This is a genomic window from Streptomyces sp. NPDC053750 (assembly GCF_044544295.1).
Lineage (GTDB): Bacteria > Actinomycetota > Actinomycetes > Streptomycetales > Streptomycetaceae > Streptomyces.
In genome coordinates, this window is the sequence record NZ_JBITXB010000006.1 from 380,473 (window position 1) to 406,343 (window position 25,871).

Annotated in this window: 22 protein-coding genes; 10 read left to right on the forward strand and 12 right to left on the reverse strand. The window is 71.1% G+C overall.

What is annotated here, in order from left to right; genetic code table 11:
• Nucleotides 1–215: 215 nt before the first annotated feature.
• From ACIGO6_RS20030 to ACIGO6_RS20070, 9 genes are all read right to left on the reverse strand, one after another.
• Nucleotides 216–905, reverse strand: coding sequence for a hypothetical protein (locus ACIGO6_RS20030; RefSeq protein WP_399877842.1), 690 nt, complete (start codon nt 903–905; stop codon nt 216–218).
• A 318-nt stretch (nt 906–1,223) separates the two neighbouring features.
• Nucleotides 1,224–1,628, reverse strand: a complete 405-nt coding sequence (locus ACIGO6_RS20035) for a peptidase inhibitor family I36 protein (protein WP_399877844.1) — start codon at nt 1,626–1,628, stop codon at nt 1,224–1,226.
• Between the two features lie 173 nt (nt 1,629–1,801).
• Nucleotides 1,802–3,070 carry a hypothetical protein gene (locus ACIGO6_RS20040; protein ID WP_399877847.1) on the reverse strand — a complete coding sequence of 423 codons (1,269 nt, stop codon included), beginning with the start codon at nt 3,068–3,070 and terminating at the stop codon, nt 1,802–1,804.
• 128 nt (nt 3,071–3,198) lie between these two features.
• Nucleotides 3,199–4,521, reverse strand: coding sequence for an Nramp family divalent metal transporter (locus tag ACIGO6_RS20045; protein ID WP_399877850.1), 1,323 nt, complete (start codon nt 4,519–4,521; stop codon nt 3,199–3,201).
• 79 nt (nt 4,522–4,600) lie between these two features.
• Nucleotides 4,601–5,149: a hypothetical protein gene (locus ACIGO6_RS20050; RefSeq protein ID WP_399877853.1), complete on the reverse strand. Its 549-nt coding sequence runs from the start codon at nt 5,147–5,149 to the stop codon at nt 4,601–4,603.
• Between the two features lie 76 nt (nt 5,150–5,225).
• Entirely contained in the window at nt 5,226–6,707 is a 1,482-nt protein-coding gene (locus ACIGO6_RS20055) for a GntP family permease (RefSeq protein ID WP_399877855.1), read from the reverse strand.
• Between the two features lie 138 nt (nt 6,708–6,845).
• A complete protein-coding gene (locus tag ACIGO6_RS20060; protein WP_052839635.1) occupies nt 6,846–7,256 on the reverse strand; it encodes a RidA family protein in 411 nt (136 codons plus the stop codon).
• Nucleotides 7,253–8,017: an IclR family transcriptional regulator gene (locus ACIGO6_RS20065; RefSeq protein ID WP_399877859.1), complete on the reverse strand. Its 765-nt coding sequence runs from the start codon at nt 8,015–8,017 to the stop codon at nt 7,253–7,255. Before ACIGO6_RS20065 ends, ACIGO6_RS20060 begins: the two co-directional genes overlap by 4 nt.
• Complete coding sequence (locus tag ACIGO6_RS20070; protein ID WP_399877862.1) at nt 8,014–9,066, reverse strand: sugar kinase; 1,053 nt, start codon at nt 9,064–9,066, stop codon at nt 8,014–8,016. Before ACIGO6_RS20070 ends, ACIGO6_RS20065 begins: the two co-directional genes overlap by 4 nt.
• Before the next feature lie 147 nt (nt 9,067–9,213).
• Here ACIGO6_RS20070 and ACIGO6_RS20075 point away from each other — a divergent pair, with 147 nt between their 5' ends.
• The 4 genes from ACIGO6_RS20075 (at nt 9,214) to ACIGO6_RS20090 (ending at nt 13,976) form a co-directional block, all read left to right on the forward strand.
• Nucleotides 9,214–10,515 (forward strand): amino acid deaminase, encoded by a 1,302-nt coding sequence (locus tag ACIGO6_RS20075; protein WP_399877865.1) that lies wholly within the window; start codon nt 9,214–9,216, stop codon nt 10,513–10,515.
• Nucleotides 10,516–10,526: 11 nt separating this feature from the next.
• Nucleotides 10,527–12,137 carry an amidohydrolase family protein gene (locus ACIGO6_RS20080; protein WP_399877868.1) on the forward strand — a complete coding sequence of 537 codons (1,611 nt, stop codon included), beginning with the start codon at nt 10,527–10,529 and terminating at the stop codon, nt 12,135–12,137.
• 98 nt (nt 12,138–12,235) lie between these two features.
• Nucleotides 12,236–13,447, forward strand: coding sequence for a pyridoxal phosphate-dependent aminotransferase (locus ACIGO6_RS20085; protein ID WP_399877871.1), 1,212 nt, complete (start codon nt 12,236–12,238; stop codon nt 13,445–13,447).
• Between the two features lie 100 nt (nt 13,448–13,547).
• Nucleotides 13,548–13,976, forward strand: a complete 429-nt coding sequence (locus ACIGO6_RS20090) for a hypothetical protein (protein ID WP_399877873.1) — start codon at nt 13,548–13,550, stop codon at nt 13,974–13,976.
• A gap of 139 nt (nt 13,977–14,115) precedes the next feature.
• On the opposite strand, the gene ACIGO6_RS20095 is transcribed toward ACIGO6_RS20090, so the two are convergent.
• Nucleotides 14,116–15,888, reverse strand: coding sequence for an Ig-like domain repeat protein (locus ACIGO6_RS20095; protein WP_399877876.1), 1,773 nt, complete (start codon nt 15,886–15,888; stop codon nt 14,116–14,118).
• A 213-nt stretch (nt 15,889–16,101) separates the two neighbouring features.
• On the opposite strand from ACIGO6_RS20095, the gene ACIGO6_RS20100 reads away from it, so the two are divergent.
• From ACIGO6_RS20100 to ACIGO6_RS20115, 4 genes are read left to right on the forward strand one after another with little or no spacing between them, the layout of a single operon-like run.
• The gene (locus ACIGO6_RS20100; RefSeq protein ID WP_399877879.1) at nt 16,102–17,190 is read left to right on the forward strand and encodes a hypothetical protein; all 1,089 of its coding nucleotides are present in this window, start codon (nt 16,102–16,104) and stop codon (nt 17,188–17,190) included.
• Nucleotides 17,191–17,216: 26 nt separating this feature from the next.
• Nucleotides 17,217–18,407, forward strand: a complete 1,191-nt coding sequence (locus ACIGO6_RS20105) for a toxic anion resistance protein (protein WP_399877882.1) — start codon at nt 17,217–17,219, stop codon at nt 18,405–18,407.
• Complete coding sequence (locus ACIGO6_RS20110) at nt 18,404–19,963, forward strand: VWA domain-containing protein (protein WP_399877885.1); 1,560 nt, start codon at nt 18,404–18,406, stop codon at nt 19,961–19,963. The genes ACIGO6_RS20105 and ACIGO6_RS20110 overlap by 4 nt, the downstream gene beginning before the upstream one ends.
• Complete coding sequence (locus tag ACIGO6_RS20115; RefSeq protein WP_399877888.1) at nt 19,950–20,555, forward strand: hypothetical protein; 606 nt, start codon at nt 19,950–19,952, stop codon at nt 20,553–20,555. Before ACIGO6_RS20110 ends, ACIGO6_RS20115 begins: the two co-directional genes overlap by 14 nt.
• Before the next feature lie 187 nt (nt 20,556–20,742).
• Here the strand turns inward: ACIGO6_RS20115 and ACIGO6_RS20120 are convergent, their stop codons facing one another.
• Nucleotides 20,743–22,572 carry a phosphoenolpyruvate carboxykinase (GTP) gene (locus tag ACIGO6_RS20120; RefSeq protein WP_399877890.1) on the reverse strand — a complete coding sequence of 610 codons (1,830 nt, stop codon included), beginning with the start codon at nt 22,570–22,572 and terminating at the stop codon, nt 20,743–20,745.
• Nucleotides 22,573–22,858: 286 nt separating this feature from the next.
• On the opposite strand from ACIGO6_RS20120, the gene ACIGO6_RS20125 reads away from it, so the two are divergent.
• Nucleotides 22,859–23,563, forward strand: a complete 705-nt coding sequence (locus tag ACIGO6_RS20125) for a hemolysin III family protein (protein ID WP_399877892.1) — start codon at nt 22,859–22,861, stop codon at nt 23,561–23,563.
• Here the strand turns inward: ACIGO6_RS20125 and ACIGO6_RS20130 are convergent.
• Nucleotides 23,560–24,879, reverse strand: coding sequence for an MFS transporter (locus ACIGO6_RS20130; RefSeq protein ID WP_399877895.1), 1,320 nt, complete (start codon nt 24,877–24,879; stop codon nt 23,560–23,562). The genes ACIGO6_RS20125 and ACIGO6_RS20130 overlap by 4 nt on opposite strands.
• Nucleotides 24,880–24,952: 73 nt before the next feature.
• On the opposite strand from ACIGO6_RS20130, the gene ACIGO6_RS20135 reads away from it, so the two are divergent.
• On the forward strand, nt 24,953–25,867 hold the full coding sequence (locus ACIGO6_RS20135; protein WP_399877898.1) for a LysR family transcriptional regulator: 915 nt from the start codon (nt 24,953–24,955) through the stop codon (nt 25,865–25,867).
• Nucleotides 25,868–25,871 lie beyond the last annotated feature (4 nt).

Consider the following 25,871-nt stretch of genomic DNA (forward strand, 5'->3'; position numbering starts at 1 on the left):
TTTCGCCGGTACCGTCCGCAGAGCCCTCCCTCGTTCCGGCCCTGGGGTCCCCCGCAGAACGTAGAAGAACCGCCACCTGCCCCGAACCGGTTCAGTGGGCCCATTCACCCGTACCGCGTACGAGGGGAGATCACCGGATGACGCACCACCGTGACGCACGCCGTCAAGGCGCCCCGTACACCACCGCACGCGCCCTCGGCGGGCTCGGCAGGCCGTCAGCCGGGAGAATTGACGGCGTCTGCCGCCTCAAGCTGATACCGCTTGTCCTGAAGCACCGGAGACAGGTCCTTCTGCTCCTTCGCGATCAGTGACTTCTGGTAGTCGACTTCGACGGCGAACCAGACGCCGACCAGATTGACGCGCCCTTTGCAGTCCACATCGGCGACGGCTGTCCTGATTTCGAGCGGAGTGGACTTCTGCCCCTGGAAGCGGCTGTCGTTCATCACGGCCAGCGGGTCCGGATAGGAGAACCCCTTGTCCTTCATGCACCGCGACCAGGATGTGAACACCGCGAGCACGCGCGGGTCTTCCTTGGTGGCGGAGAAGCTCTTTCCGTTGAGGTCCTGTGCCACATCGCTCGATCCGAGGGTGTCGTCCTTGGACAGTTCCCGTCCGGCCTCACCGGCACAGCCCCCGGCCGGTACCTTGGCGCCGTTGACCGTGTCGCCACCGGAATCGCCGGGTTTCCCGGTCAGCACCGTCAGCATTTTCCCCTTGGGGACCTCGAACTCCTCCGCCTCCTGGGTCCGGGGGTCGCGGTCGCCCAGATGGTAACCATCCGCGCGCGCCAGCTTCGCGTCGGTGAGCCCGTACCGGCGGTCCATCACGCTGCGGGGGCCGACGGGCGGGCTCGCGGAGACGGGCTCGTAGGTGAGACCGAAGCGGCGTGCGCAGCGCTCGATCAACGTCTGCTGGGCCTGTCGGACTCTGCCCATCTCGGCGTCGGAGAAGAGGTACTCCTCGATGGGCAGTCGGAGATCGACCGAAGCCAGCAGGGCCGAGGCCCGCGGTGCGGGGGTCGGCCCGCCCTCCGGCTCCGAGTGCTGCGAGGAACAACCGACAGCGGCGAGGAGCACCGCGCCGACTCCCAGCGGCCGACAGCGCAGAAGCTTGTCACTCAGAAGACCGAAACCCATTACTCCCCCGACCCGAATCCCCTACGTGCCGCCGACCCGGCTCCAGTGCAGGAGCAGGGTCGGCGACATTTTCACTGATGTGCTCGATCAGGAAGTCTTCCAGAGGAACGACGCGTTCTCGTTGTACGTGTTGCTCAGGTTCCTGGCACTGTCCGGACCGACATTGTCGTAGACGCCGCCGTAATTCGAGTTGTAGAAGATGCGCGCGCTCCTGCCGCTGCTCGTCGGGAATCCGTTGGACGCGGAGGCGGCGTTGTTCTTCACAGCCTGTCCATATCCGGCCCCGTCACCCGTGAAGGTGTATCCGGCGAAGTCCGGGGTGTTCGTAACGAACACCCGGAACGATCCCTGCTGGTTCGAGTTGTAGTACAGGCAGAGATAGAGCGTGCTGCAGCGGGTCTCCGCCTGCGCCGAAGGAGCGACAAGGCCGACAGTCGCGCCGGCGGTCACCAGTACGGCAGATGCGGCCGCAATTCTCTTTCTCAACCCCATAATGGCCCCCTCTTTTCCATCTGGACACACGATCTACACCCGAAAGGCTGCCGTGCAAGATCCTTCACCGCAAGAGGGTATTGAGCCATGGCTCAATCACATGGGGTATCTAATTCCCTTATTTGCATGATCACCACAAACGGGCGATTTCCTCCAGATCGCCCACATGCGTGTTAGATCGGCTCCCACTCAGACTCGGATTCCGCCGGGTCCTGGTTGACATCCGCCTCCCTGTAGTCCTTCGGAAGGCTCAGCACGAGGCTGCCGGAAGAGCTGGTGTAGAACTTGGCGCCGGGGACCCTGGCCTTGATCTTTCCCTCCACGTACTTGCGGGCATCAGGGATTTCGGCCAGCCACTTCGGCATGATCCAGTTACGGAAGAGCATGCCGTGACCGCCCGAGACGACCACTTTGTAACCGTACTTCTTGCCGATGAACTCGTTCGCGGCCATGAGGGCCCACTGGCAGGCCGCGCAGGCACATTTGACGCCGCCTATGTTGACAATCTTCGGTTGCTCGCCCGTGTGCGGATTGGCTTTCCATTGGGCGATGTGCGGACCGAGCAGCGTCAACTCGCCGTGCTGCGCGCCGGCCTGGCCGCCGTTGTCGTCCCCGACACGGGAGTGGCTCCAGTCGGGATTGCCCATGGCGTTGACAACTGCGCCCAGTTGCGGTCTGTTGTAATTGCCTTCGAAGTAATCTCCAGCCTTCGCCGCGCGGACCTTGTAGAGGTCCTTGTCCATCCTCCGCTCCCCGTATGCGGGCACGGATTCATCTTGTACTTCCGCGAGTTCACGGTTGACGTTGTTCCGCTCACCTGCGGTGACGTGGTTTCTGCCGGTATTGCCGGCGATACCCAACCGGCCGTTCGGCATAACGGAGGTCGCCAGGTGCGGCGTGCCGCCCGGCCGGATCTGACCCATCCCGAGGCGCCCCAGCCGGTCCAGCATCCGCAGTTCGGGTGAGCGGGAGGCTGAGACCCGGCCCGGGGCCTCCTTCCTGCGGTACATCCGGGCCTTGAACACGGGAACATCATCGACGCTGGAATAGTGCTTGTCGGCAAACTCGGCCTCGAGCTTTGGTCCCAGCAGATGGCGTTCTCCGCCATGGGCGGGGCGCATCTTCTCCAAGTCGGGTTTGCCGCTCTGCCACTTGCCGGTGGTTGCGTTGAACCACTCGGTCGGCTTTGCCTCCTCCTTCGGCCCCCCGGCCCCGGGGTCAGGTGCTCGCTGGACCACTGCGGTGACGCCATGCTGATGCCTTGATTCCTGGACCACCCGGGTCGCCGCGGCGTTCCCGACCGCGCGCTGAAGAGCCAGGGCAGCCGGAGCGGACAGCGGGCCAGGCCCCAGTCCCGGACGCTCCATTGCCGGTCTGCCGACGGCCAGTGCGCCCTTGGGGGTTTCCTTACCGGGTGCTTTGCGCTGGTCATGGGCGTGCAATGGGAATCCTCTCGGGGCCCGGGACGGACTTCCCCTTGATACCGCGCCGGGGGACTTCGAGCCAGAGCGGTTGGGGCAGTATCCGGTGCCCGAAAGTTCCCGGCGAGGCTCTCACTCGTGGCCGCAGGCTAGAAGAACTCCGACCACGGCTGGTCCCAGATCTGCTTCACGCACAGGACCAGGAACAGCAGGCCCGCGATGGCCAGCATGCCGTTGCTCAGCCAGCCGTTGCGCCACTCGCGCGGGGTGCGGGCGGAGTTGAGGAGCCAGAGGAGGGTGAGGGCGAGGAAGGGCATGAAGGCGGCGCCCAGGACGCCGTAGATGATGATCAGGCGGAAGGGCTCGTCCTGGAAGAGCAGGACGATGGGCGGGAAGGTGAGCCAGAGCAGGTAGGCGCGGAAGGCCCAGGAGCGCTCGCGGCGGCCCGAGGCCAGTTCGTCGCCGCGTGCCTCCCGCTCGCCCCGCTGCCGGGCCAGGAAGTCGGCGAACATCAGGCTCACGCCGTGCCAGACGCCGATCAGGGACGTGAAGGAGGTGGCGAAGAAGCCGATCAGGAAGAGCTTGCCGGTGGCCGTGCCGTACTCCTGCTCCAGGATGTCGCCGAGCTGGATCAGGCCCTTGTCGCCGCTCGCGATGGCGATGTTCGCCGAGTGGAGCAGTTCCGCGCCGACGAAGAGCATGGCGATGACGAAGATGCCGGTGGTGGCGTAGGCGACCCGGTTGTCCAGGCGCATGACCTTCATCCAGCCGGTGTTGGTCCAGCCCTTGGCGTTGACCCAGTAGCCGTACGCGGCCAGCGTGATGGTGCCGCCGACGCCGCCGATCAGGCCCAGGGTGTTGAGGATCGAGTCCTTCTCGTCCGGGAGGACCGGGAGGAGGCCGGCGAAGGCGTCGCCGAGGTTGGGGGTGACACGGATCGCCAGGTAGACGGTCACGACGAACATGACGCCCACCAGGACCGTCATGACCTTCTCGAAGACGTTGTACTTGTTGAACCAGACGAAGACCAGGCCGACCAGGCCGCACGCGATGCCCCACCATTCGAGGTCCATCACGTCCGGGAAGAGGGCCTGGAGCGGCAGGGCGCTGGACGACATCGCCGCCGCGCCGTAGACGAAGCCCCAGATCACGGCGTACACCGCGAAGAACCAGGTCGTCCAGCGGCCGAGGCTCGCCCAGCCGTCGAACAGCGTGCGGCCCGTGGACAGGTGCCACCGGCCGCACGCCTCCGCGAGGGAGATCTTCACCACGCAGCCGATGATCGCCGCCCACAGCAGGGTGTAGCCGAAGTTGCTGCCCGCGATGAGAGTGGCCACGAGGTCGCCGGCGCCCACGCCGGTCGCCGCGACGACGATGCCGGGACCGATGTAGCGCCAACTCGACTTACGGGGAGCCGAGTCGGCCGTGCCCGGTCCGCCGGTGCCTGTGATGTTGCCCGTGGTGTCCGCCATGCGGGCCAACCAAGCCTATGACCGACGGTGGGACAAGAGGGCGTGCGCGGATCTTCACCCGATGTGCTGAGGGCGGGCCCTAATCAGCGGCGTCCTCGAAGTACGCGTCGAGGACCTCGTCCAGGGCGGTTTCCCACTCCTGGAAGCGGCTCCTGGACGTCGCCTCGATCTCGATCGGGTACCAGCGGCGGTCGGGCGTGTGCACGGTGACGGTGAACCGCTTGCCGAAGCGCCCCGTCTCCGTCTCGACGGCCCCGACCTCGTCCCAGCGGAACTCGCAGCTCTGGTCGTCGAGGGAAAGGCGTACGCCCTTGTGGTCGGCGACGATCCGGGCACGGCGGTCGGCGGCCTCGAAGACGGGGCCGTCGGGGGCCTCCTCGTCCGGTTCCTCGGACGGCTCGACGGCATCCTCGACGGGCTCATCGGCGGACTCGTCGGCGGACTCGTCGACGACCGCGTCCGTCGCGTCCCGGACGTCCTCGGTCTCGCTCTCCGCCTCGGCCCTCGCCTTCGCCGGTTTCCCGTTCTCCGGTTCACCGGTCACGGGCGCGGTGAGCCCGGGGATGAATGCCGGGTCGAATCCGGCGCCTTCCAGGGGCTGGCTGGTCGATCCTCTGCGCTGCTCCACAGCGGGCAGTATGGTCGACGATCCTGTGCCGGAGACAGCCAGCCCCAACTTCGTTATCAGACGCCTACACGCGCCCCTAGACGAACAGGCTCAACACGGCCGCCACCACGAACCCGGCGACCGAGAGCACGCTCTCCAGTACGGTCCACGTCTTCAGGGTGTCCCGTTCGCTGATGCCGAAGTACTTGGCGACCATCCAGAAGCCGCCGTCGTTGACGTGCGAGGCGAAGATGGAGCCCGCCGAGATGGCCATGATGACCAGGGCGACGAAGGCCTGGGAGTGGTCGCCCTCGGCGAGCAGCGGGGCGACGATGCCCGCGGTCGTCACGATGGCCACCGTCGCCGAGCCCTGGGCGACCCGCAGCACCACGGAGATCAGGTAGGACAGGACGATCACCGGCAGGCCGACGTCGTTGAAGGTGTCGGAGAGGGCCTGGGCGACGCCGCTGCCCTTGAGGACGGCGCCGAAGACCCCGCCCGCGCCGACCACCAGCAGGATGTTGCCGACCGGCTTCAGCGAGGCCGTCGAGACGGTCTCCAGGGACTTGCGGGACCAGCCGCGCCGGATGCCGAGCAGGTAGTAGGCGAGGAACAGGGCGATGGTCAGGGCCACGAACGGGTTGCCGAAGAACTCGATCACCGAGCGGAGGGTGGACGGGTCCAGGGCGATGGAGGAGAAGGTCGCGGCGAGGATCAGGACCAGCGGGGTGCCGATGATGCCGAGGACCGTGCCGAGGGCGACCGGGGTCTCGCGCGGCTCGACGCCGGCCTGGCGCTGCTCGTCGATGACGGCCTGCTTGGCCTCCTCGGCGGCCTCGACCATGTCCTGCGGGACGGCCACGAAGATGCGGCGGCCGATCCAGGCGGAGAACGCCCAGGCGGCGAGCACGGCCGGGATGCCGCAGACGATGCCCATGAGGATGACCCAGCCGAGGTCCACCTTCAGCAGTCCGGCGGCGGCGACCGGGCCGGGGTGCGGCGGCAGGAAGGCGTGGGTCATGGACAGACCGGCCAGCAGCGGCAGGCAGTAGAGCAGGACCGACTTGCCGGAGCGCTTGGCGGCGGCGTAGACGATCGGTGCGAGGACGAAGATGCCGACGTCGAAGAAGACCGGGATGCCGAAGATCAGGCCGGTGAGGCCCATGGCGAGCGGGGCGCGCTTCTCACCGAAGAGTCCGAGGAGCCGGGAGGCCAGCACCTCCGCTCCGCCGCTGACCTCGAGGATCGCGCCGAGCATGGTGCCCAGGCCGATGATGATGGCGACATGGCCGAGGATGCCGCCCATGCCGGACTCGATGGTGGAGACGGCGTCGGACTTCTGGACGGTGCCGAAGAGTTCGGTGACCGACAGGCCGGCGAGCAGGCCGACGGCTATGGAGACGGCGAGCAGCGCGACGAACGGCTGGAGCCGGACCTTGATGATCAGGAAGAGCAGGAGTGCGATGCCGATCGCGGCGACGGTCAGCAGGCCCGCCGTGCCGTCGATCAGGGTGAGCAGACCGCCGGTGTGCGGTGGGGTCTCGGCGGCAGCGGCAAGCTGGAGGGGCATGTAGGACATTCGGGGGTCCTCTGCGTAAATACATGGGGCTTTCGGGCAGGGAGGAGCGCGGCACGGCGCCCCGGGAGTGGAGGGCGCCGTGCCGTTTACAGACAGACAGCCGGCCAGACAGGCAGGCAGGCGAAAGGGAGAGACCCGTCAGCCGAGGACGGCCAGCGCGTCGATCTCGATGAGGAGTCCGGCGGGCAGACCGACGTAGACGGTGGTGCGCGCGGCGGGCGGCTGGGTGAGGCCCTGCTCCTCGAAGTACGCGTTGTAGATCTCGTTCATCTCGGCGAAGTGGTCCACGTCCGTGAGGTAGACGCGGATCATCATCACGTCGTCCCAGGAGGCGCCGCCCTCCTCCAGGATCGCCTTGACGTTGGCGAGGGTCTGGAGGGTCTGCTCGCGCAGGGTGGGGCCGGCCGGGGTGGGGGCCTTGCCCTCCTCGTGGGGGAGGAAGCCGACCTGGCCGGCGACCTGGAGGATGTTGCCCTTCTTCACGCCGTGGGAGAACTTCGCCGGCGGGACGGTGTGGGTCGCGGGGGTGAGGGCGATCTTGTCGGTCATGGGGTGACTTCCTTGACTGGGGTTCTGCCGGAGTACTCGCCGCTGATGGCGTCCGCCGTACGGCGCACCAGCGGCAGCAGGGTGAGGAGTTCGTCGGCGGTGACGACGACGTTCGGCGCGGAGACCGACATCGCGGCGACCACCCGGCCGTCGGCGCCCCGGATGGGCGCGGCGATGCAGTTGATGGACTCCTCGTGGCCACCGAGGTCGGTGGCCCAGCCCTGTTCGCGCACCTTGGCCAGCTCCTTGAGGAAACCTTCGGCGTTGGGTGTCGAACGGGACGTGTACAGGGGGTAGTCGAGCTTCTCGACCACGGCTCGGCGTTCGTTCTCGGGGAGGTCGGCGAGCAGGAGTTTCGCCACGGCCGCCACCGTGATGGCGACGGGCTTGCCGATCCGCGAGTACATGCGGACCGGGTAGCGGCTCTCCACCTTGTCGATGTAGAGCACCTCGTTCTCCTCGTGGACGGCGAGGTGGACGGTGTGGCCGACCTGCTCGTTGAGGCGTACGAGGTGGGGGTGGGCTATCTCGCGGACGTCGAGGTTCTCCATCGCCTCCTGGGCGAGGGCGATGAGCCGGGCGCCGAGGCGGTAGCGCTGGTCGGACTGGCGGTAGACGAAGCCGTGTTCGTGCAGGGTGCGCAGGAGGCGCAGCGCGGTGGACTTGTGCACGCCGAGGCGGTCGGCGACCCGGCCCAGGTCGGCGGGGCCCTCGGCGAGCAGCGGCAGGATGCTGAGCGCGCGGTCGACGGTCTGGCTCATGGCGTACGTACCTCCTCGTGGGCCCCGTCGCCGGCCTGGTCGCCGGCCTGCGTCCAGGCGGGGCCGAGTCGCAGTCTCCCCCACGCGGCGTCGTCCAGGGCGACCAGGCGGTCGGCGTGGTCGCGTGCCGGGGGCGTGGCGAGGTCGCCGGGGACGGTGAGGGCGGCGGCGGCCATCAGGTGGCCGTGGCGCAGGCGGTCCCGGACGGGCAGCCCGCGCAGGGTGGCGGAGAGGAACCCGGCGGCGAAGGCGTCACCCGCGCCGACGGCGGCGACGACGTCGACGGCGAGGGCGGGGACGAAGGTGACGTCCGCTCCGTGGAAGGCGGTGGCGCCGGTGCCGCCCTGCTTGACGACGAGCAGTTCGGGCTCGGGCAGCGCGGCGCGCACGGCCTCGGGTCCGCCCAGGCCCCAGGCCTCGTCCTCGCCGACGAAGACGAGGTCGGCGCCGCGCGCCAGCTCGAGGAGGACCCGGGAGCCGTCGGCGTCCCCGCGCCACAGTCCGGGGCGGTGGTTGACGTCGAAGGAGACCAGGGGCCGGCCGGGGCGGCGGGCGGTCAGCTCGCGCATCAGGTCCAGGCAGTCGGCGGAGAGCGCGGCGGTGATGCCGGACAGGTGGAGGATGCGGCCGGCGCGGACGGCGTCCAGGTCCATGGTCGTGGTCGACATCGCGGAGGCCGCCGAGCCCGCCCGGTAGTACGCCACCTCGTGGGCGTCGGTGGCGCGGTCCCCGGCGGTGCGGAAGTAGACGCCGGTGGGGCGGTCGGGGTCGCGGCGCACGGTGGAGACGTCGACGCCGTACGCGCCGATCGCCTCGACGAGGTGGTCGCCGAAGCCGTCGGCGCCGACCCGGCCGGCCCAGCGGGCGGTGTGCCCGGCGGCGGCCAGCACACAGGCCACGTTGGACTCGGCGCCGCCGATGGCGCGGTCGAAGGAGGGGACGTCGGCGAGGCGGCCGGGTACGGAGGGGAGGAAGGTGACCATGGACTCGCCGAGCGCGACGACGTCCACGACGTCGGGGGCGGTGCTGGTGGGTCCGGTGGCGGTCACGATGGTGGGGGCTCCTCGTCGCATCTCGCGGGCGGCGGCTCCGTTGACCCCGCGTTCGCCGAGATGTTAGACAGCAGTAAGCGATATACGCAACGGTCGTTGCAAATGTTGCAACGCATCCGCGACGCATCAGATCAGGGAGGCTCCATGGCCCTCGACATCGGCCCCGCACACGGCCGCGAAGCCCTCGCCAAGCTGGCCGAGGAGCACGTCGACCACCGCTTCAAGGGCCTCCCGCCGGACGCGTACGGCCTCACCGTCGCCGAGCTGGCCGGACAGCGCCGCAACCTCTTCACCGGCGGTTTCACCACGCCCGTGCTGGCGCTGTCCGCCGAGCGCCTGGAGCACAACCTCCGGCTCATGGAGACGTACTCCGCCCGGCACGGCCTCGCCTTCGCGCCGCACGGCAAGACCTCCATGGCCCCGCAGCTCTTCCAGCGCCAGATCGAGCACGGCGCCTGGGGCATCACCCTCGCCGTGCCGCACCAGGTGCGGGTGGCGCGGGCCTTCGGCGTCCAGCGGGTCTTCCTGGCCAACGAGCTGGTCGACGCCGCCGCCCTGCGCTGGATCTCCTCGGAACTGGACGCCGACCCGGACTTCCGCTTCGTCTGCTACGTCGATTCCGTGCGCGGGGTCGAGCTGATGGACGCGGCGCTGACCGAGGCGGGCGCCGGCCGTCCGGTGGACGTCGTGGTCGAGCTGGCGGCCGGTGCGGGCGCGCGGACCGGCGTGCGCACCGAGGCGGAGTGCGCGGCGGTCGCCGACGCGGTGGCCGGGGCGCGGACGCTGCGGCTGGCCGGTGTCGCCGGGTACGAGGGCGAGGTGCCGGACGCCGACCCGGAGCGGGTGCACGCCTGGCTGCGGCGGCTAGTGGCGCTCGCCGTCGACTTCGACAAGGCGGGGCGGTTCGGCGGGCTGGAGGAGATCGTGGTGAGCGCGGGCGGCAGCGCCTGGTTCGACGCGGTGGCCGACGTGTTCGCCGAGATCCCCGACCTCTCCCTGCCCGTACTGAAGCTGCTGCGCTCGGGCGCGTACGTCTCCCACGACGACGGCCACTACCGCGAGCTGACCCCCTTCAACCGGGTCCCCGAGGAGGGCGCGCTGGAGCCGGCCTTCCGCCTGTGGAGCCAGGTCGTCTCCCGCCCCTCCCCCGAACAGGCCTTCACCAACGCGGGCAAGCGGGACGCGGCCTACGACCTCCACCTGCCCTTCGCCCAGGTCGTGCGCCCCGCGGACGGCGGCCCGGAGCGCCCGGCCACCGGCATCGAGGTGACCGGCCTGTCCGACCAGCACGCCTGGCTGCGCACCGGCCCGGACGCGGACCTGGAGGTGGGCGACTGGGTCGGGGCGGGCCTGTCGCACCCCTGCACGTCCTTCGACAAGTGGCAGCTCATCCCGGTCGCCGAGGCGGACGGGACGGTCGTCGACTACATCCGTACGTTCTTCTAGAGGAGGCTCCGGTGGAAGAGCTGGTCATCAGGGACGCGGACGTCGTCGACGGCTCCGGCGCGGACTCGTACCGCGCGGACGTCGTGGTCGACGGCGGCCGGATCGTGTCGATCGTCAAGGAGGCGGCGGCCGCGGGCTGCCAGCGCCCCAAGGCCCGTCGCGAGCTGGACGCAGAGGGCCTGGTCCTGGCCCCCGGCTTCATCGACATGCACGCCCACAGCGACCTGGCGCTGCTGCGGGACCCCGACCACAGCGCCAAGGCCGCGCAGGGCGTCACCCTGGAGGTCATCGGCCAGGACGGGCTGTCGTACGCGCCGGTCGACGACCGCACCCTCGGCGAGGTCCGCCGCGCGATCGCCGGGTGGAACGGCCCCGGCGACGACGTCGACTTCGACTGGCGGTCGGTCGGCGCGTACCTGGACCGGCTCGACCGGGGCATCGCGGTCAACGCCGCGTACCTGATCCCGCAGGGCACGGTGCGCGCCCTCGCGGTCGGCTGGGACGACCGCGAGGCGACCGAGGCCGAGCTGGAGCACATGCGGCGGCTGGTCGCCGAGGGCATGGAGCAGGGCGCGGTCGGCATGTCGTCCGGGCTGACGTACACGCCGGGCATGTACGCGAAGGACGCGGAGCTGACCGAGCTGTGCCGGGTGGTGGCGTCGTACGGCGGCTACTACTGCCCGCACCACCGCTCGTACGGGGCCGGGGCGCTCCAGGCGTACGAGGAGATGGTGGAGCTGACGCGGGAGGCGGACTGCCCGCTGCACCTCGCCCACGCCACCATGAACTTCGGCGTCAACAAGGGCCGGGCCCCCGAGCTGCTGACCCTGCTGGACGACGCGCTGGCCGCCGGCGCCGACATCACGCTCGACACCTACCCGTACACCCCCGGCTGCACGACCCTCGTGGCGCTGCTGCCGAGCTGGGCGAGCGAGGGCGGCCCGGAGCAGATCCTGAAGCGGCTGGCGGACGACGACACCGCCGAGCGCGTCCGGCACCACCTGGAGGAGATCGGCTCCGACGGCTGCCACGGCGTGCCCGTGGAGTGGGAGACGATCGAGATCTCCGGCACGGGCGACCCGGCCCTCGGCGAGTACGTCGGCCGTACGGTCCTGGAGTCGGCGCGGCTGCGCGGCGAGACCCCGTGGACGGTCGCCCGGCACCTGCTGCTGGCCGACCGGCTGGCGCCGACCATCCTCCAGCACGTCGGCCACGAGGAGAACGTCCGCGCGATCATGCGGCACCGCGTGCACACCGGCGGCTCGGACGGCATTCTCCAGGGCGCCAAGCCGCACCCGCGCGCCTACGGCACCTTCCCGCACTACCTGGGCCGCTACGTCCGCGAGCTGGGCGTGCTGTCGCTTCAGGAGTGCGTCGCGCACCTGACCTCGCGCCCGGCGGCCCGGCTGCGGCTGCCGGACCGGGGGCTGGTCCGCGAGGGGTTCAAGGCGGACCTGGTGCTCTTCGACCCGGCGACGGTGGCGGCGGGCAGCACGTACGAGAACCCGCGCGTGCTGCCGACGGGGATCCCGTACGTGCTGGTCGACGGGCGGTTCGTGATGGACGACGGGCGGCGCACGGACGTGCTGGCGGGGCGGTCGGTACGGCGCACTCCGCGGTGACCCGGCCGGGGGTGATTGACGAAATCAACCCAAACCGCACGTCTCAAGTGGCGGATAACACGACCCATGGGACGTAACCGAGCCGTAAGCTCACGGACATGCAGGTGATCCAGTCGACCAAGCTCGCCAACGTCTGTTACGAGATCCGGGGCCCGGTGCTCGAGGAGGCGATGCGGCTGGAAGCGGCCGGGCACCGCATCCTGAAGCTGAACACCGGCAACCCGGCCGCCTTCGGCTTCGAGTGCCCGCCCGAGATCCTGGAGGACATCCTCCGCAACGTCTCGTCGGCCCACGGCTACGGCGACGCGAAGGGGCTGCTGGCGGCGCGCCGGGCGGTCGTCATGCACAACCAGACCCTCGGCATCGAGACGGACGTCGAGCACGTCTACATCGGCAACGGCGTCTCCGAGCTGATCGTGATGGCGATGCAGGGGCTGCTGGACGACGGGGACGAGGTCCTCGTACCGGCGCCCGACTACCCCCTGTGGACGGCCGCCGTCTCGCTCTCCGGCGGTACGGCGGTGCACTACCGCTGCGACGAGCAGTCCGACTGGATGCCGGACCTCGCAGACGTGGAGCGGAAGATCACCGACCGCACCAAGGCGCTCGTCATCATCAACCCGAACAACCCGACGGGCGCGGTGTACGACGAGGCCGTGCTGCGCGGTCTGACCGACATCGCGCGCCGGCACAACCTGCTGGTCTGCTCCGACGAGATCTACGACAAGATCCTGTACGACGACGCGGTGCACACCCCGACCGCCGCGATCGCCCCGGATCTGCTCACCCTCACGTTCAACGGCATGTCGAAGGCGTACCGGGTGGCCGGCTACCGGGTGGGCTGGATGTCGATCTCGGGGCCGCGCGCGCACGCCGAGTCCTACATCGAGGGCCTGACGATCCTGGCGAACATGCGGCTGTGCGCCAACATGCCGGGCCAGCACGGTGTGGTCGCGGCACTGAGCGGCCGGCAGACGATCAACGAGCTGGTGCTGCCGGGCGGGCGGCTGCGGGAGCAGCGGGACGCCGCGCACGAGGCGCTGACCAGCATTCCGGGCGTGACCTGTGTGAAGCCGAAGGGGGCGCTGTATCTCTTCCCACGGCTCGACCCCAAGGTCTTCAAGATCAAGGACGACCGGCGGATGGTCCTGGACCTGCTCCGCCGGGAGAAGATCATGGTCGTCCAGGGCACCGGCTTCAACTGGCCCGAGCCCGACCACTTCCGGGTGGTGACCCTGCCGACGGCCAGTGACCTGCGCGAGGCGGTGGGCCGGATCGGCAACTTCCTGGACGGCTACGGCCAGCCCTGACCTCACGGTCCGTGTACACGGGGTCCGGATTTGTGAACGACTCAACTTTAGACGAAATCTAAGCTAGGATGGCTTCCTGAAGAACACAGGAGGCCATCCCATGTACGAGCCGATCCGCGACAAGTCGGTCCACAGCACGATGGCCGGCACCACCTCGGACTTCCCCCACCGCTCCCGGGAGGAAGAGCTGGACATCCAGCTCGCGGGCCATCTCGCGGCCCTGCTCGCCGTCACGGACGAGCTGCGCGCGCTGGCCCCCGCCGACTCCGACGACCTGGACACCGCGGCCGACCGGCTCGCCGGGCAGGTGGCCCGGCTGCGCGGAGGTCAGGCGCCGGTCCGTGTGCCGGTGACCGCCGCCCGCCCCGAGCCGCATCTGGCGGCCCTGCACCGGCGGGCGCACACCCTGGCCGGGCGCGCCCTGGTGGTGGCGGCCTCCCGCGCCGACACGGCGGTCGCGATCCTGACCGCCGAGCGCATGGACGCCCACGCCGCGGCCCTGGAGCCGCGCGAACTCGCGTCCCACTGAGCCCTCCGGGCTCCCCCGACGGCCCCGGCCCGCGCGCACCCGCAGCGACGCGCGGGCCGGGCGCCCTTCACCCCACACCGCCGCGGGCGGGGCACTGGGGGCAGCGCGCCCCGAGTGCCCCGCCCGCGTCCGCGTGTGGTCAGCGAGTGACCCGGACCGTCGCCGACGCGGTGGCCCCCGTGTGCAGGTCGTCGCCGGGCCAGCTGACCGTGTAGGTCGTGTCCCGGCGGGTGCGCGGCAGGTCGTCGATGGTGAAGGTGCCGTCGGCGGCGACCGTCACCGACGACAGCGTGCCGGTGCCGAGCCGGTCGGTGCGCTCCACCTTCAGCACGGCCCGCTCGGGCAGCGCCTTCCCCTGCGCGGTGAACGTACCGGTGAGGTGGACGCCGGTGCTCATCGACGCCTCCGCCGGAGCGGTGAGCGCGATCGAGCTGCCCGCCCTGCCGACGGACACCGTGTGGGTGACGTCGGTGGCCGGGCGGTGGGTGAGGTCGCCGAGGAACGACACGGTGTACGTGGCGTCGCCGACCAGGTCCGGCTCGTCGAGCACGGTGAAGGTGCCGTCCGCCTTGACGGTCGTGGTGCCGAGCTCGTGCGTACCGGCCGCGTCGGTGCGGGTCGCCGTGACCTTCAGCGGCTCGGTGGGCGCCGGGCCGTCCAGCTCCAGCCTGCCACGCACCGCCAGTGCCTCGCCCGCGACCGCCTGGGCGGGGCTGTGGGTCAGCCCGCCGGTGAAGCGGGTGTCGTACTGGACGGCCGGCGGCTGGACGATGTGCAGCCAGTACTGGTTGCCGACGGTGTTCGTGGTGACCGCGAACAGCCGTGAGCCGTCGGCGGACCACTCCATCCCGCGCGGCGCCACCCGGTCACCGTCGAGGCTGCCCTCGAAGACGAACTCCAGCGGAGCCGTCGCGTCGCCCGGGTCGGCGGGCGACAGCAGCAGGTCGGGCGTCGCGCCGGTGGCCGAGGCGCCGCGCGCCAGGTACTTCCCGTCACCGCTGAAGGCGACGGCGGAGGCGGACGCGCCGGACGGCAGCGCCGGGTAGCCGGTCGCGGCGTCGGACAGGTCGGCGCTGTCGAGCAGCCGGGTGCCGGCGGCCGCGTCGGCGACGGCGACCTTGCTGCCGTCCGCGGAGAACGCCATGTCCTTCAGGTTCTGGGCGCCCTTGCCGTCGGCGTCGGCGAAGCGGCGGCCGGCGGTGCGCACCAGGGTCTGGCCGCTCGCGTCGTAGACCGCGAGGAAGGGGTTGGGCGCCTTCGAGCCCAGCGGCTGGCCCATCAGCAGCCGGTCCCCGGGGCCGGCCTCCAGCTGCAGCCTGCCGTAGTCCTGCCAGCCGGTGACCTGGGCGGTGTTGTCGGCGTGGTACGAGTTCAGGTAGGTGAGCGACCCTTCGCACTCGGACACGTAGTTCGTGTACGACGAGGTGTAGTACACCGTGCCGCCCGCGAGGGCCACGCTGCGCCCGCAGGTGTCCGTGGACAGGGACAGTCCGCCCTGCGGCTGGTGGGTCGCGGTGTCGTACTTCAGCATGCCCTCGCGTCCGCCGACGTAGAGCGTGGTGGCGTCCGCGTTCAGCGCCAGGCCGGAGACGTGGCGCTGGGTGGTGAGCGTGGTGACGCGCTCGCCGGAGAAGTCGTAGACGGCGACGAGCCCCTTGTTGTCGTAGCTGCCCAGGTTGCTGTCGGCGACGTACACGCGCTGGTGCACGGAGTCGACCGCCAGCGCCGAGAACGAGGAGATCGGCAGCTTGGCCACGACGTCGGACGCCGCCGCGTGCGCGGCGGGTGCGGCCGCGACGGTCAGCCCGCCGGCGGCGAGCGCGGCGGTGAGCAGCGTGGCCGCGAGACGTCCGGTGCGACGACCGGTACGCCCGGCGCCCGTGGCGCGTCTGGTGTCTCGAACTGTATTCAACTGTGCCCCCCACAGGTCTCGTTGGCGACCCTTGCGGAACGGCACCCCCTCCCCGCGGGACGGGGAACAGCCGTTCGGGTCGGACAAGATCGGGAGCGTACACCGCCGCACCCGGCGGAGGGGATCGTTCCCGTTGCATACCGGTATGGCGCGGACACCTTTCGTTCACCCGGAGCGTCGGGGAACGTAGGGTTCCGGAGAGATGCTCCGCGAGTGAGACGAATCGTGGGAATAGTCCTCGCGGTCCTGCTGATCGGCGGAGTGGTGGCAGCCGTCGTCGCGGGCCGGGAATCGGCTGACGCAGAGGACAAGGGCACGGCAACGAAGACCGTGCGCGCGGTGATCGGGTCGGAGAAGGCCGAGTTCTTCGCCGACCCCGACGTGGTGAAGGCCCTCGCCGCCGAGGGCTACACCGTACGGGCCGAGACCTCCGGGTCCTGGGCCATGGAGGAGCTGGACCTCAAGGGGTACGACCTCGCCTTCCCGTCCAGCCAGGCCCCGGCCGACGAACTCGCCGACAAGTACGGCGTCCGCAAGCCGCTGCCCCGGCCCTTCTACTCGCCGCTCGTCGTGGTGGCCCGCCGCGCCACCGCCGAGGTGCTCGCGGCGGGCGGGCTCGCCACGCTCGACCGCAGCCGGGGCGGCACCCTGAAGATGGGCGCCTACCTCGACGCGGCCCGCGCCGACCGCACCTGGCAGCAGCTCAAGGGCGCCGAGAAGCACACCGAGCTGACCGGGACGCTGTACGTCGCGACCACCGACCCGGGGACCTCCAACTCCGGTGCCCTGTACCTGGCCGCCGCCTCCTACGTGGCGAACGGCAACAAGGTGGCCGCGAGCCGCGACGACGTCGACCGGACCGCGCCCCTGCTGCGCAGGCTGGTCCAGGTGCAGGGCGCCCAGAAGTCCAGCTCGGACGCGACGTTCCGGGACTTCACCAGCGGCGTCGGCGAACCGCTGGTGCTGGTGTACGAGTCGCAGGTCGCCGCGCTGCTCGGGGAGGGCGGCGACGCCGTCGGCGACCTGACCGTCCTGTACCCGGACACCACCGCCACCAGCGACCACACCGTCGTACCGCTCACCGAGGAGGGCCGCGCGCTCGGCGAACTCCTCGCCACCGACCCGCGGCTGCGGCAGCTGGCCGTGCGGCACGGGTTCCGCCCGCAGGGCTCCGCCACCGAGTTCACCGCGGCCACCGAGGCCCACACCGCGTATCTCAACCAGCAGCTGACCGGCGTCCGGCAGGCGCCCGTGCCCACCTCCGAGGTGCTGCGCGAGATGTCCCGCCGGGCGCGCGGATGACTGCGGACGACAGGGGGACCGTCCACATGACCGGCACCGACAACGACTTCACGCTCACCCTCACCCCGCCCGAGCCCGTCGCCCCCGTGCCCCGGGAGCGGGCCGGCGGCCTCGTGCCCGTGGACGACGCGGTCCGCGACGACATGGCACGCAGGGCCGCCGCCTACGTCGAGGACCTCGCCGCGCTCGACGCCCGCTCGCCGGAGTTCGCCGGCAAGGTCGGCGAGATCACCGGACTCGGCACCGCCGAGATGCGCACCGCCGCCGCGCAGTCCAACCGCATGCTGGACCGCAGCGTGCGCAGCCTGCCCGACAAGGGCGACGACGCCCAGGCCCGGGTCGCCGGCTCCCTGGTGGAGCTGCGGCGCGTGGTGGAGGACCTCGACCCGCGCGACCTGCCCGCGAACAAGGGCCGCACGTTCCTGTCCCGGCTGCCCGGCGGCAAAAGGCTCCGCGACCACGTCGCCAAGTACGCCTCCTCCCAGTCCACCCTGAACCGGATCGTGGGCTCGCTGCGCGGCGGCCAGGACGAACTGCGCCGCGACAACGCGGCGTTGCAGACCGAGCGGGTGCGGCTGTGGGAGACCATGGGCAAGCTCCAGGAGTACGTCGTGCTCACCGAGGCCCTGGACACGGCCGTCGAACGGCACGTCGCCGGCGTGGAGCCCGCCGATCCGCAGGCCGCCGACGCCCTGCGCGCGGACGTCCTCTTCCCGGTCCGGCAGAAGCACCAGGACCTGCTCACCCAGCTCGCGGTGTGCGCGCAGGGCTACCTCGCCATGGACGTCGTACGCCGCAACAACGAGGAGCTGATCAAGGGCGTCGACCGGGCGGCCACGACCACGGTGTCGGCGCTGCGGATCTCCGTGATGCTGGCCTCCGCGCTGGACCACCAGAAGAAGGTCGTCGAGCAGGTCAACGCGTTGCGCGGGACGACGGAGGACCTGATCCGGGGCAACGCGGAGATGCTCGCCACCCAGAGCGGGGAGATCCAGCGCATCGCCGCCGACCCGGCGGTGGGCGCGGAGACCCTGCGCACCGCCTTCCAGCAGATCTACCGCACCCTCGACGCCATCGACACCTACAAGGTGCAGGCCACGGAGGCGATGGCGGCGACCGTGGAGTCCCTGACGGGGGAACTCCGGCACGCGAGCGCGTACCTGGAGCGCAGCCGTGCGCAGGGGGCGTTGGAAACCCGCGAAGGGGGTCTCGTATGAGACGCGCCCTCGCCGTCTGCGTCGCCGCGCTCGCCCTCCTCACCTCCTGCACGTCGCAGGGCGACGGGGACGGGACGGCCGGACCCCCGCCCTCCGAGGCACCCGGCACCGCCGAGCCCGGCACCCTGCGCGTCCTCGCCTCCAGCGAGCTGAGCGACATGAAGCCCGTCCTGGAACGGGTCCGCGAGGACACCGGCCTCACCGTCCGGCTCACCCCCATCGGCACCCTCGACGCCGTGGAGCTGCTGGCGAAGGGCGGGACGGACGGCACGTACGACGCCGTGTGGCTGTCCTCCAACGACTCGCTGCGGCTGCGCCCCGAGGCGGCGAAGCGGATCGTCTCCGAGACGCCCGTGATGGCCAGCCCCGTCGCCATCGGCGTCAAGGACGCCACCGTCCGCAAGCTGGGCTGGAAGCCCGCACAGGTCACCTGGTCCCAGGTCGAGCAGGCCGTCGCCGACGGAAGGCTCACCTACGGCATGACCGACCCGGCCCGCTCCAACTCCGGCTCCGCCACCCTCGTCTCGGTCGCCTCCGCGCTCTCCGGCGCCCAGTCCGCGCTCACCGACGCGGACGTGGCGAAGGCGGCACCGCGGCTGAAGAAGTTCTTCACCGGGCAGAAGCTGACCTCGGGCTCGTCGGGCTGGCTGGCCGCGGCGTACGAGCGGCGCGGCAACGTCGACGCGCTGCTGAACTACGAGTCCGTCCTCCTGGGCATCCCGGGCCTCACCGTGATCCGCCCCACCGACGGCGTGCTCACCGCCGACTACCCGCTCTCCACGCTCGCGTCCAGCGACGACACGACCCGCGAGGACGTCCGCCGCCTCACCGAGGCGCTGCGCACCCCTCGGATCCAGCGGGAGATCACCCGCGCCACCCACCGCCGCCCGGTCCTCACCTCCGTGCCGCCCGCACCCGGCCTGGACACGAGCCTGCGGCGCGAACTGCCCTCCCCCGGCAGCAGGTCCGTCGCCGACGGTCTGCTCGACGCGTACGAGAACGACCTGCGCCGCCCGTCCCGGACGGTGTACGTCCTCGACACCTCCGGCTCGATGGAGGGCGAGCGGCTGAGCCGCCTGAAGACGGCGCTCACCGCGCTCACCGGCGACTTCCGCGACCGCGAGGAGGTGACGCTGATGCCCTTCGGATCGGAGGTGAAGCGGGTGTCGACCCACGTCGTGGACCCCGCCGACCCGCGGTCCGGCCTGGACGGCATCCGGCGGGACAGCAAGAGCCTGACCGCCCAGGGCGACACCGCGATCTACACCTCGCTGGAGAAGGCGTACGACCATCTCGGCGGCGGGCGGGACGCGTTCACGTCGATCGTGCTGATGACGGACGGCGAGAACACCGCCGGCGCCGAGGCGGCCGACTTCGACCGCTTCTACGGCTCGCTGAGCACGGCACGGCAGGAGATCCCGGTCTTCCCCGTCCTCTTCGGCGACTCCGACCGCGCGGAGCTGACGCACATCGCCGAGCTCACCGGCGGCCGCCTCTTCGACGCCCGGAAGGGCTCGCTGGACGGCGCCTTCGAGGAGATCCGTGGCTACCAATAGGCTCGTCGGCTACCTGGAGTCCCGGAAGAACCTGACCGGCGGCGCGTGCGGGCTGGCCGGGCTGGTGCTGACCTTCACGGGCGTGGCGGGACCGTACTGGCCCGTGGTCGTCGCCGGACTGTACGGCGCCGGCGCGCTGCTCGCCCCTCCGGAGCGGCCCGCGCCGCCCGACTTCCCGGATCCGTCGGCCCAGCTGGAGGAGGTGCGGGGCGACTTCGGCCGGCTGCGCGCCTATCTGGCGGACGTGGAGCTGCCGCCGGCCGTCGGGGAACGGCTGACGGGGCTGACCGGTCTGCTGGCCGCGCTGCTGGAGCCGGGCTGGGTCGCCGAGGTGCTTTCGGCCGATCCCGACGGACTGCACGCGGTGTCGCGGGCGGTGCGGCAGGACGTGCCGGAGGCCGTCGACGCGTATGTGCGCACCCGGTGGTGGACGCGGATGACGCCGGGGCAGGAGCCGCCGGAACGGCATCTGGAACGGCAGTTGGCGCTGCTGCACGAGGAGGCGGAGCGGCTGACGGACCGGCTGCGGGACGCCGAGGTCCGCCGGCAGGAGTCGCACACGCGCTATCTGGAGGACCGCTCGGAGCGGTGAACGGGCATGTTAATGGGCCGGGTCCGTCGCACGCCGTTGTGCGGGGACCCGGCCCGATCGGGGCTTCCCCGCGCTCCGGATATTGAGAGCTACTGGAGCGCGGGGAGACCCCCTCACGGCCGGCCTTCGTGACGACTTCGCGGGTCAGGGCTAGTCGGACCGGCCGCGGAGCTTGCGGTGCGGGTGCTCAGCCCAGGCGCTGCACCAGCGCCCGGTACTGGTCCCACAGCTCGGCGGGCGTGTGGTCGCCGAAGGTGTTCAGGTGCTCGGGGACGAGCGCCGCCTCCTCGCGCCAGACCTCCTTGTCGACGCTGAGCAGGAAGTCCAGGTCGGCGTCGGCGAGGTCGAGGCCGTCGGTGTCGAGGGACTCCTTGGTCGGCAGCACGCCGATCGGGGTCTCGACGCCGTCCGCCCTGCCCTCCAGGCGCTCCACGATCCACTTCAGGACGCGGCCGTTCTCACCGAAGCCGGGCCAGACGAACTTGCCCTCGTCGTCCTTGCGGAACCAGTTGACGTAGTAGATCTTCGGCAGCTTGGACTGGTCCTTGTCCTTGGCCACGTCGACCCAGTGACCCATGTAGTCGCCCATGTTGTAGCCGCAGAACGGCAGCATGGCGAACGGGTCGCGGCGCAGCTCGCCGACCTTGCCCTCGGCGGCGGCGGTCTTCTCGGAGGCCACGTTGGCGCCGAGGAAGACGCCGTGGTTCCAGTCGAAGGACTCGGTGACCAGCGGTACGGCGGTGGCGCGACGGCCGCCGAAGAGGATCGCCGAGATCGGCACGCCCTTGGGGTCCTCCCACTCCGGCGCGATGATCGGGCACTGCGCGGCGGGGGTGGTGAAGCGGGCGTTGGGGTGGGCGGCCGGGGTGCCGGACTCGGGCGTCCAGGCGTTGCCCTTCCAGTCGGTGAGGTGGGCCGGGGTCTCCTCGGTCATGCCCTCCCACCACACGTCACCGTCGTCGGTGAGGGCGACGTTGGTGAAGACGGAGTTGCCCCACAGGGTCTTCATCGCGTTGGCGTTGGTGTGCTCACCGGTGCCGGGCGCGACGCCGAAGAAGCCGGCCTCGGGGTTGATGGCGTACAGGCGGCCGTCCTCGCCGAAGCGCATCCAGGCGATGTCGTCGCCGATGGTCTCCACGGTCCAGCCGGAGATCGTGGGCTCCAGCATGGCGAGGTTGGTCTTGCCGCAGGCCGACGGGAAGGCGGCGGCGACGTACTTGGGCTCACCGGTGGGCGGGGTCAGCTTCAGTACCAGCATGTGCTCGGCGAGCCAGCCCTCGTCGCGGGCCATGACGGAGGCGATGCGCAGGGCGTAGCACTTCTTGCCGAGCAGGGCGTTGCCGCCGTAGCCGGAGCCGTAGGACCAGATCTCGCGGTCCTCGGGGAAGTGCGAGATGTACTTGGTGCTGTTGCAGGGCCACGGGACGTCCTCCTGGCCCTCCTCCAGCGGGGCGCCCAGGGTGTGCACGGCCTTGACGAAGAAGCCCTCGTCGCCCAGCTCCTCCAGGACCGGCTGTCCCATGCGGGTCATGGTGCGCATGGAGACGGCGACGTACGCGGAGTCGGTGATCTCGACGCCCAGCGCGGACAGCGGGGAGCCGAGGGGGCCCATGCAGAAGGGCACGACGTACATGGTCCGGCCGCGCATGGAGCCGCGGAACAGACCGCCCTCGCCGCCCGTGCCACGGAAGATCTCCCGCATCTCGGCGGGGTCCTTCCAGTGGTTGGTCGGGCCGGCGTCCTCCTCCTTCGCGGAGCAGATGAAGGTCCGGTCCTCGACGCGCGCGACGTCGGAGGGGTCGGAGGCCGCGTAGTAGGAGTTGGGGCGCTTGATCGGGTCGAGCTTGCGGAAGGTGCCCTTCTCGACGAGCTCCCCGCACAGGCGCTCGTACTCGGCCTCGGATCCGTCACACCAGACCACTTCGTCCGGCTGGGTCAGTTCGGCGATCTCGTTCACCCACGAGATCAGCTCCTGGTGGTTGGTGGGGACGGGGGGAGCAGCGATGTCGCGCGCCACGATTGCTCCTAAATGAGGGGTTTTTTGTTGGGAGGCCCCGTGGGGGCTGCGACCCGGATGCGTGACGTCGTCCTCGTGGGCGCTCATCCGGTGTCGACCGCACTCATTTGATCATCCGACGAGAGCGCCCATCTGTCCAGAGGGCGTCACACCTGAGCGGCGTGAGGATCGCCACGTCCCCGCATCGGGGCTGCGCCGGCGGGTACCCCGTGAGACGATGGCCACTCGACAGTCGGCGATATCCGTACTGATACGTAACTTACGGTTCCGTAGGTACGATGCGCGCATGACTGCGTCCGCCTCCGACGCGCCCAGGGACACGCCGGCCGCCGGCCGCGGTCCCGTGGCGCTCTCCCTGCCGCATCCGGTCAAGCCCAAGTTGCGCGGGTGGCTGCATCTGGGCATGTTCCCGGCCGTACTCATCGCGGGTCTGGCGCTCACCGCCCTCGCCGAGACGCCCGAGGGGCGCATCGCCTGCGGGATCTACGTCCTCACGGCCTGTCTGCTGTTCGGCGTCAGCGCGCTCTACCACCGGGGCAACTGGAGCCCGCGCATGGACGGCGTCCTGCGCCGTCTCGACCACGCCAACATCTTCCTGATCATCGCGGGCACCTACACCCCGCTCACGATGCTCCTCCTGCCGGGAGCCCAGGGCCAGTGGCTGCTGTGGGGCGTCTGGGCCGCGGCGGCGGCGGGCATCGTCTTCCGCGTCTTCTGGGTCGGCGCCCCACGCTGGCTCTACACCCCCTGCTACCTCGCCATGGGCTGGGCGGCCGTCTTCTACCTCCCCGACTTCATGCGGGAGGGCGGCATCGCCGTCCTCGTCCTGGTGATCGTGGGCGGTGTGCTCTACAGCGCGGGCGGCGTGATCTACGGCATCAAGCGACCGAACCCGTCACCGCGCTGGTTCGGCTTCCACGAGGTCTTCCACTCCTTCACCCTGGCCGCCTTCATCGCCCACTACGTGGGGATCTCGCTGGTCGCCTACTAGGGGCCGGCTCGCCGCACTGGGCGTGCGGGGGCGGGACCCACTGCGCGGCCGGGGTCCCGTGCTGCCGCGAGTCCGCCTCGGGACTTCTCGTCCCTTCCGGTCCTGCGGGCCATGAGCAGCCCGGCCGCCGCCGCGGCCATCTGGATCAGCCCGGTGGCCGCCAGCACGCGGCCCGAGCCCGCCCACCCGATGACCGCGCCGCCGACCAGCAGCCCGAGGGAGGCGCCGCCGGAGTGCAGGACCGTCTCGGCGGCGAACGCCGCCCGCCGCTCACCCCCGGTCGTCTGCTCGCTGATCACGGCGTTCAGGGCGGCGATGCCCCACGGCGTGGCCGCTCCGCCGACGCCGGCCACCAGGGCGATGGCCGCCAGGTTCGGAGCGGCGACGGGCAGGGCGAGGAACGCGGCGCCGAGGACGGCCCAGGAGAGGGCCATGGTGGTGCTGCGGGGGAGCCGGTCGATCAACAGGGGCACCAGCAGCGAGGCACTGACGGAGGCGATTCCGTAGCCGCTGACACCCGCCGCGACCAGCGCCCCGGGGCGGCCGGACTCGACGCCCAGGATGGCCAGTCCGAGAGTGAAGCCGAACCAGCAGACCCCGCCGACACCGGCCATGAGAACACCGGCGGCGATCTGCGGATGGCGTCGCAGGACGGCCATCGCCGACGCGGGTCGCGTCACCGCGGCCGGCTCGTCCCCGCCCTTGGGACGGCCGGCCTGCGCTGCGGGAACGGCCAGGACCGCGAGGGCCGCCACGGCGAAGACGGAGGTCTCGCACCACAGCAGGGGCTGCGCTCCCCAGACCGTCACCAGCCAAGCCCCGAGGGGCGGCGCGAAGACCATCGAGACCCGGTGGGCGAGGTCCTGCCAGGCCAGCCACCGGGCGGCGCCCGCCGCCCCGCCAGGCCGCGCCCGGGCAGCGCCCGGCCGTCCGTCGAAGTCGGCCAGATCGGCGACGAGGGCCCGCTGCGCCGGCCCCGACAGCGCGCCTGCCGTCCCGGTGACCAGGCCGGAGGCACACAGTGCCGCAGCGCCGACCTGCCCGGTCAGGGCCGCCACCGGTACGACGGCGAGTCCGGCGGCGTGGACGGCCGTCACCACGGACAGGGCCCGTCCGGAGGTCAGCCGGTCACGCAGCCCCCGGCCCCACCAGCCCACGGTCAGCAGGGGCAGGCCGGCCATGCCGCCGACCAGCCCGGTGACCCATGCCTGACCGGTCTCGGCCAGGGCGACCAGCGGCAGGGCCACGGCGGTCATACGACTTCCGGTCCAGGTCAGGAAGGTGAGAACGGTCAGCAGAAGCAGTGGTTTGCGCATGGCCCCGATCCTGGGCCGGACATCGCGCGGCAGGTAGGGACCGTGTCGACCACGCCACTCATACGCTGGAGGCATGACCTCACGCCTCACTGTCGAGGACCTGACCCTCACCGAGACCGTCGCCCGGCACGGCTCGGTGGGGGCGGCCGCCAAGGAGCTGCTGACCACCCAGCCTTCGGCGTCGCGCCGCCTGGCCGCCCTCGAACGCCGCCTCGGGGTCCGGCTGTTCGAGCGGGACACCACGGGCGCCCGACCCACCCCCGCCGGACGCGAACTGGCCCGTCAAGCCGCCCGGTTGCTCGCGGACATCGACGCCCTGCCCGACCAGGTCCTCGCCGCCACCAGCGCCGCGTCGCTGAGCGTCGGCACCATCCAGGCCCTCGCCCCGATGGTCTTCACCGCCCTGTCCGTCGAGCTGGACCACGTCACCGTGCATCCCGAGATCGACCACGGGCCGGTACTGCTCCAGCAGGTCCACGACGGCCTGCTGGACGCCGCGATCGTCACGATCGCCGACCAGACCACCGTTCCCCGAGGGCTGCACCGGACCGCCATGGGGGTCTCCCCGCTCGTCCTCGTCCTGCCCGACGGCGCCCCGGCCCTCGGGAAAGGGGCTCGCCCGCTCGCCGGCCGTCCCGTCCTGTACTCGACGTTCGACCGCACCGGGGAGACTGTCCGGCAGCGGCTGTCCGCCCTCGGGGCCCGCCCACTGCCCGCCCCCACGATCGAGGCGGGCCTGCGCATCGCCCGGCACCGGCGCAGCTGCGCCCTGGTCCCCGAGCTGGCCGCCCGCTGGTACCCGGCGCCGGGAGACCGGATCCAGTCCTCGCCGGTGCCCGGACAGGTTGCTCTCTCCCTGGTGACCCGCCCGCCGGGGTCCCCCGTACCGGCCGATGCCCTGGAGCGGATCACGGCCCGTGTCCTGGGCGCCGGTCAGGCCGAGCAGTCCGCCCGGGTGGCGGGGCCGTCCCCACGGAGCGTCAGGTGACCGG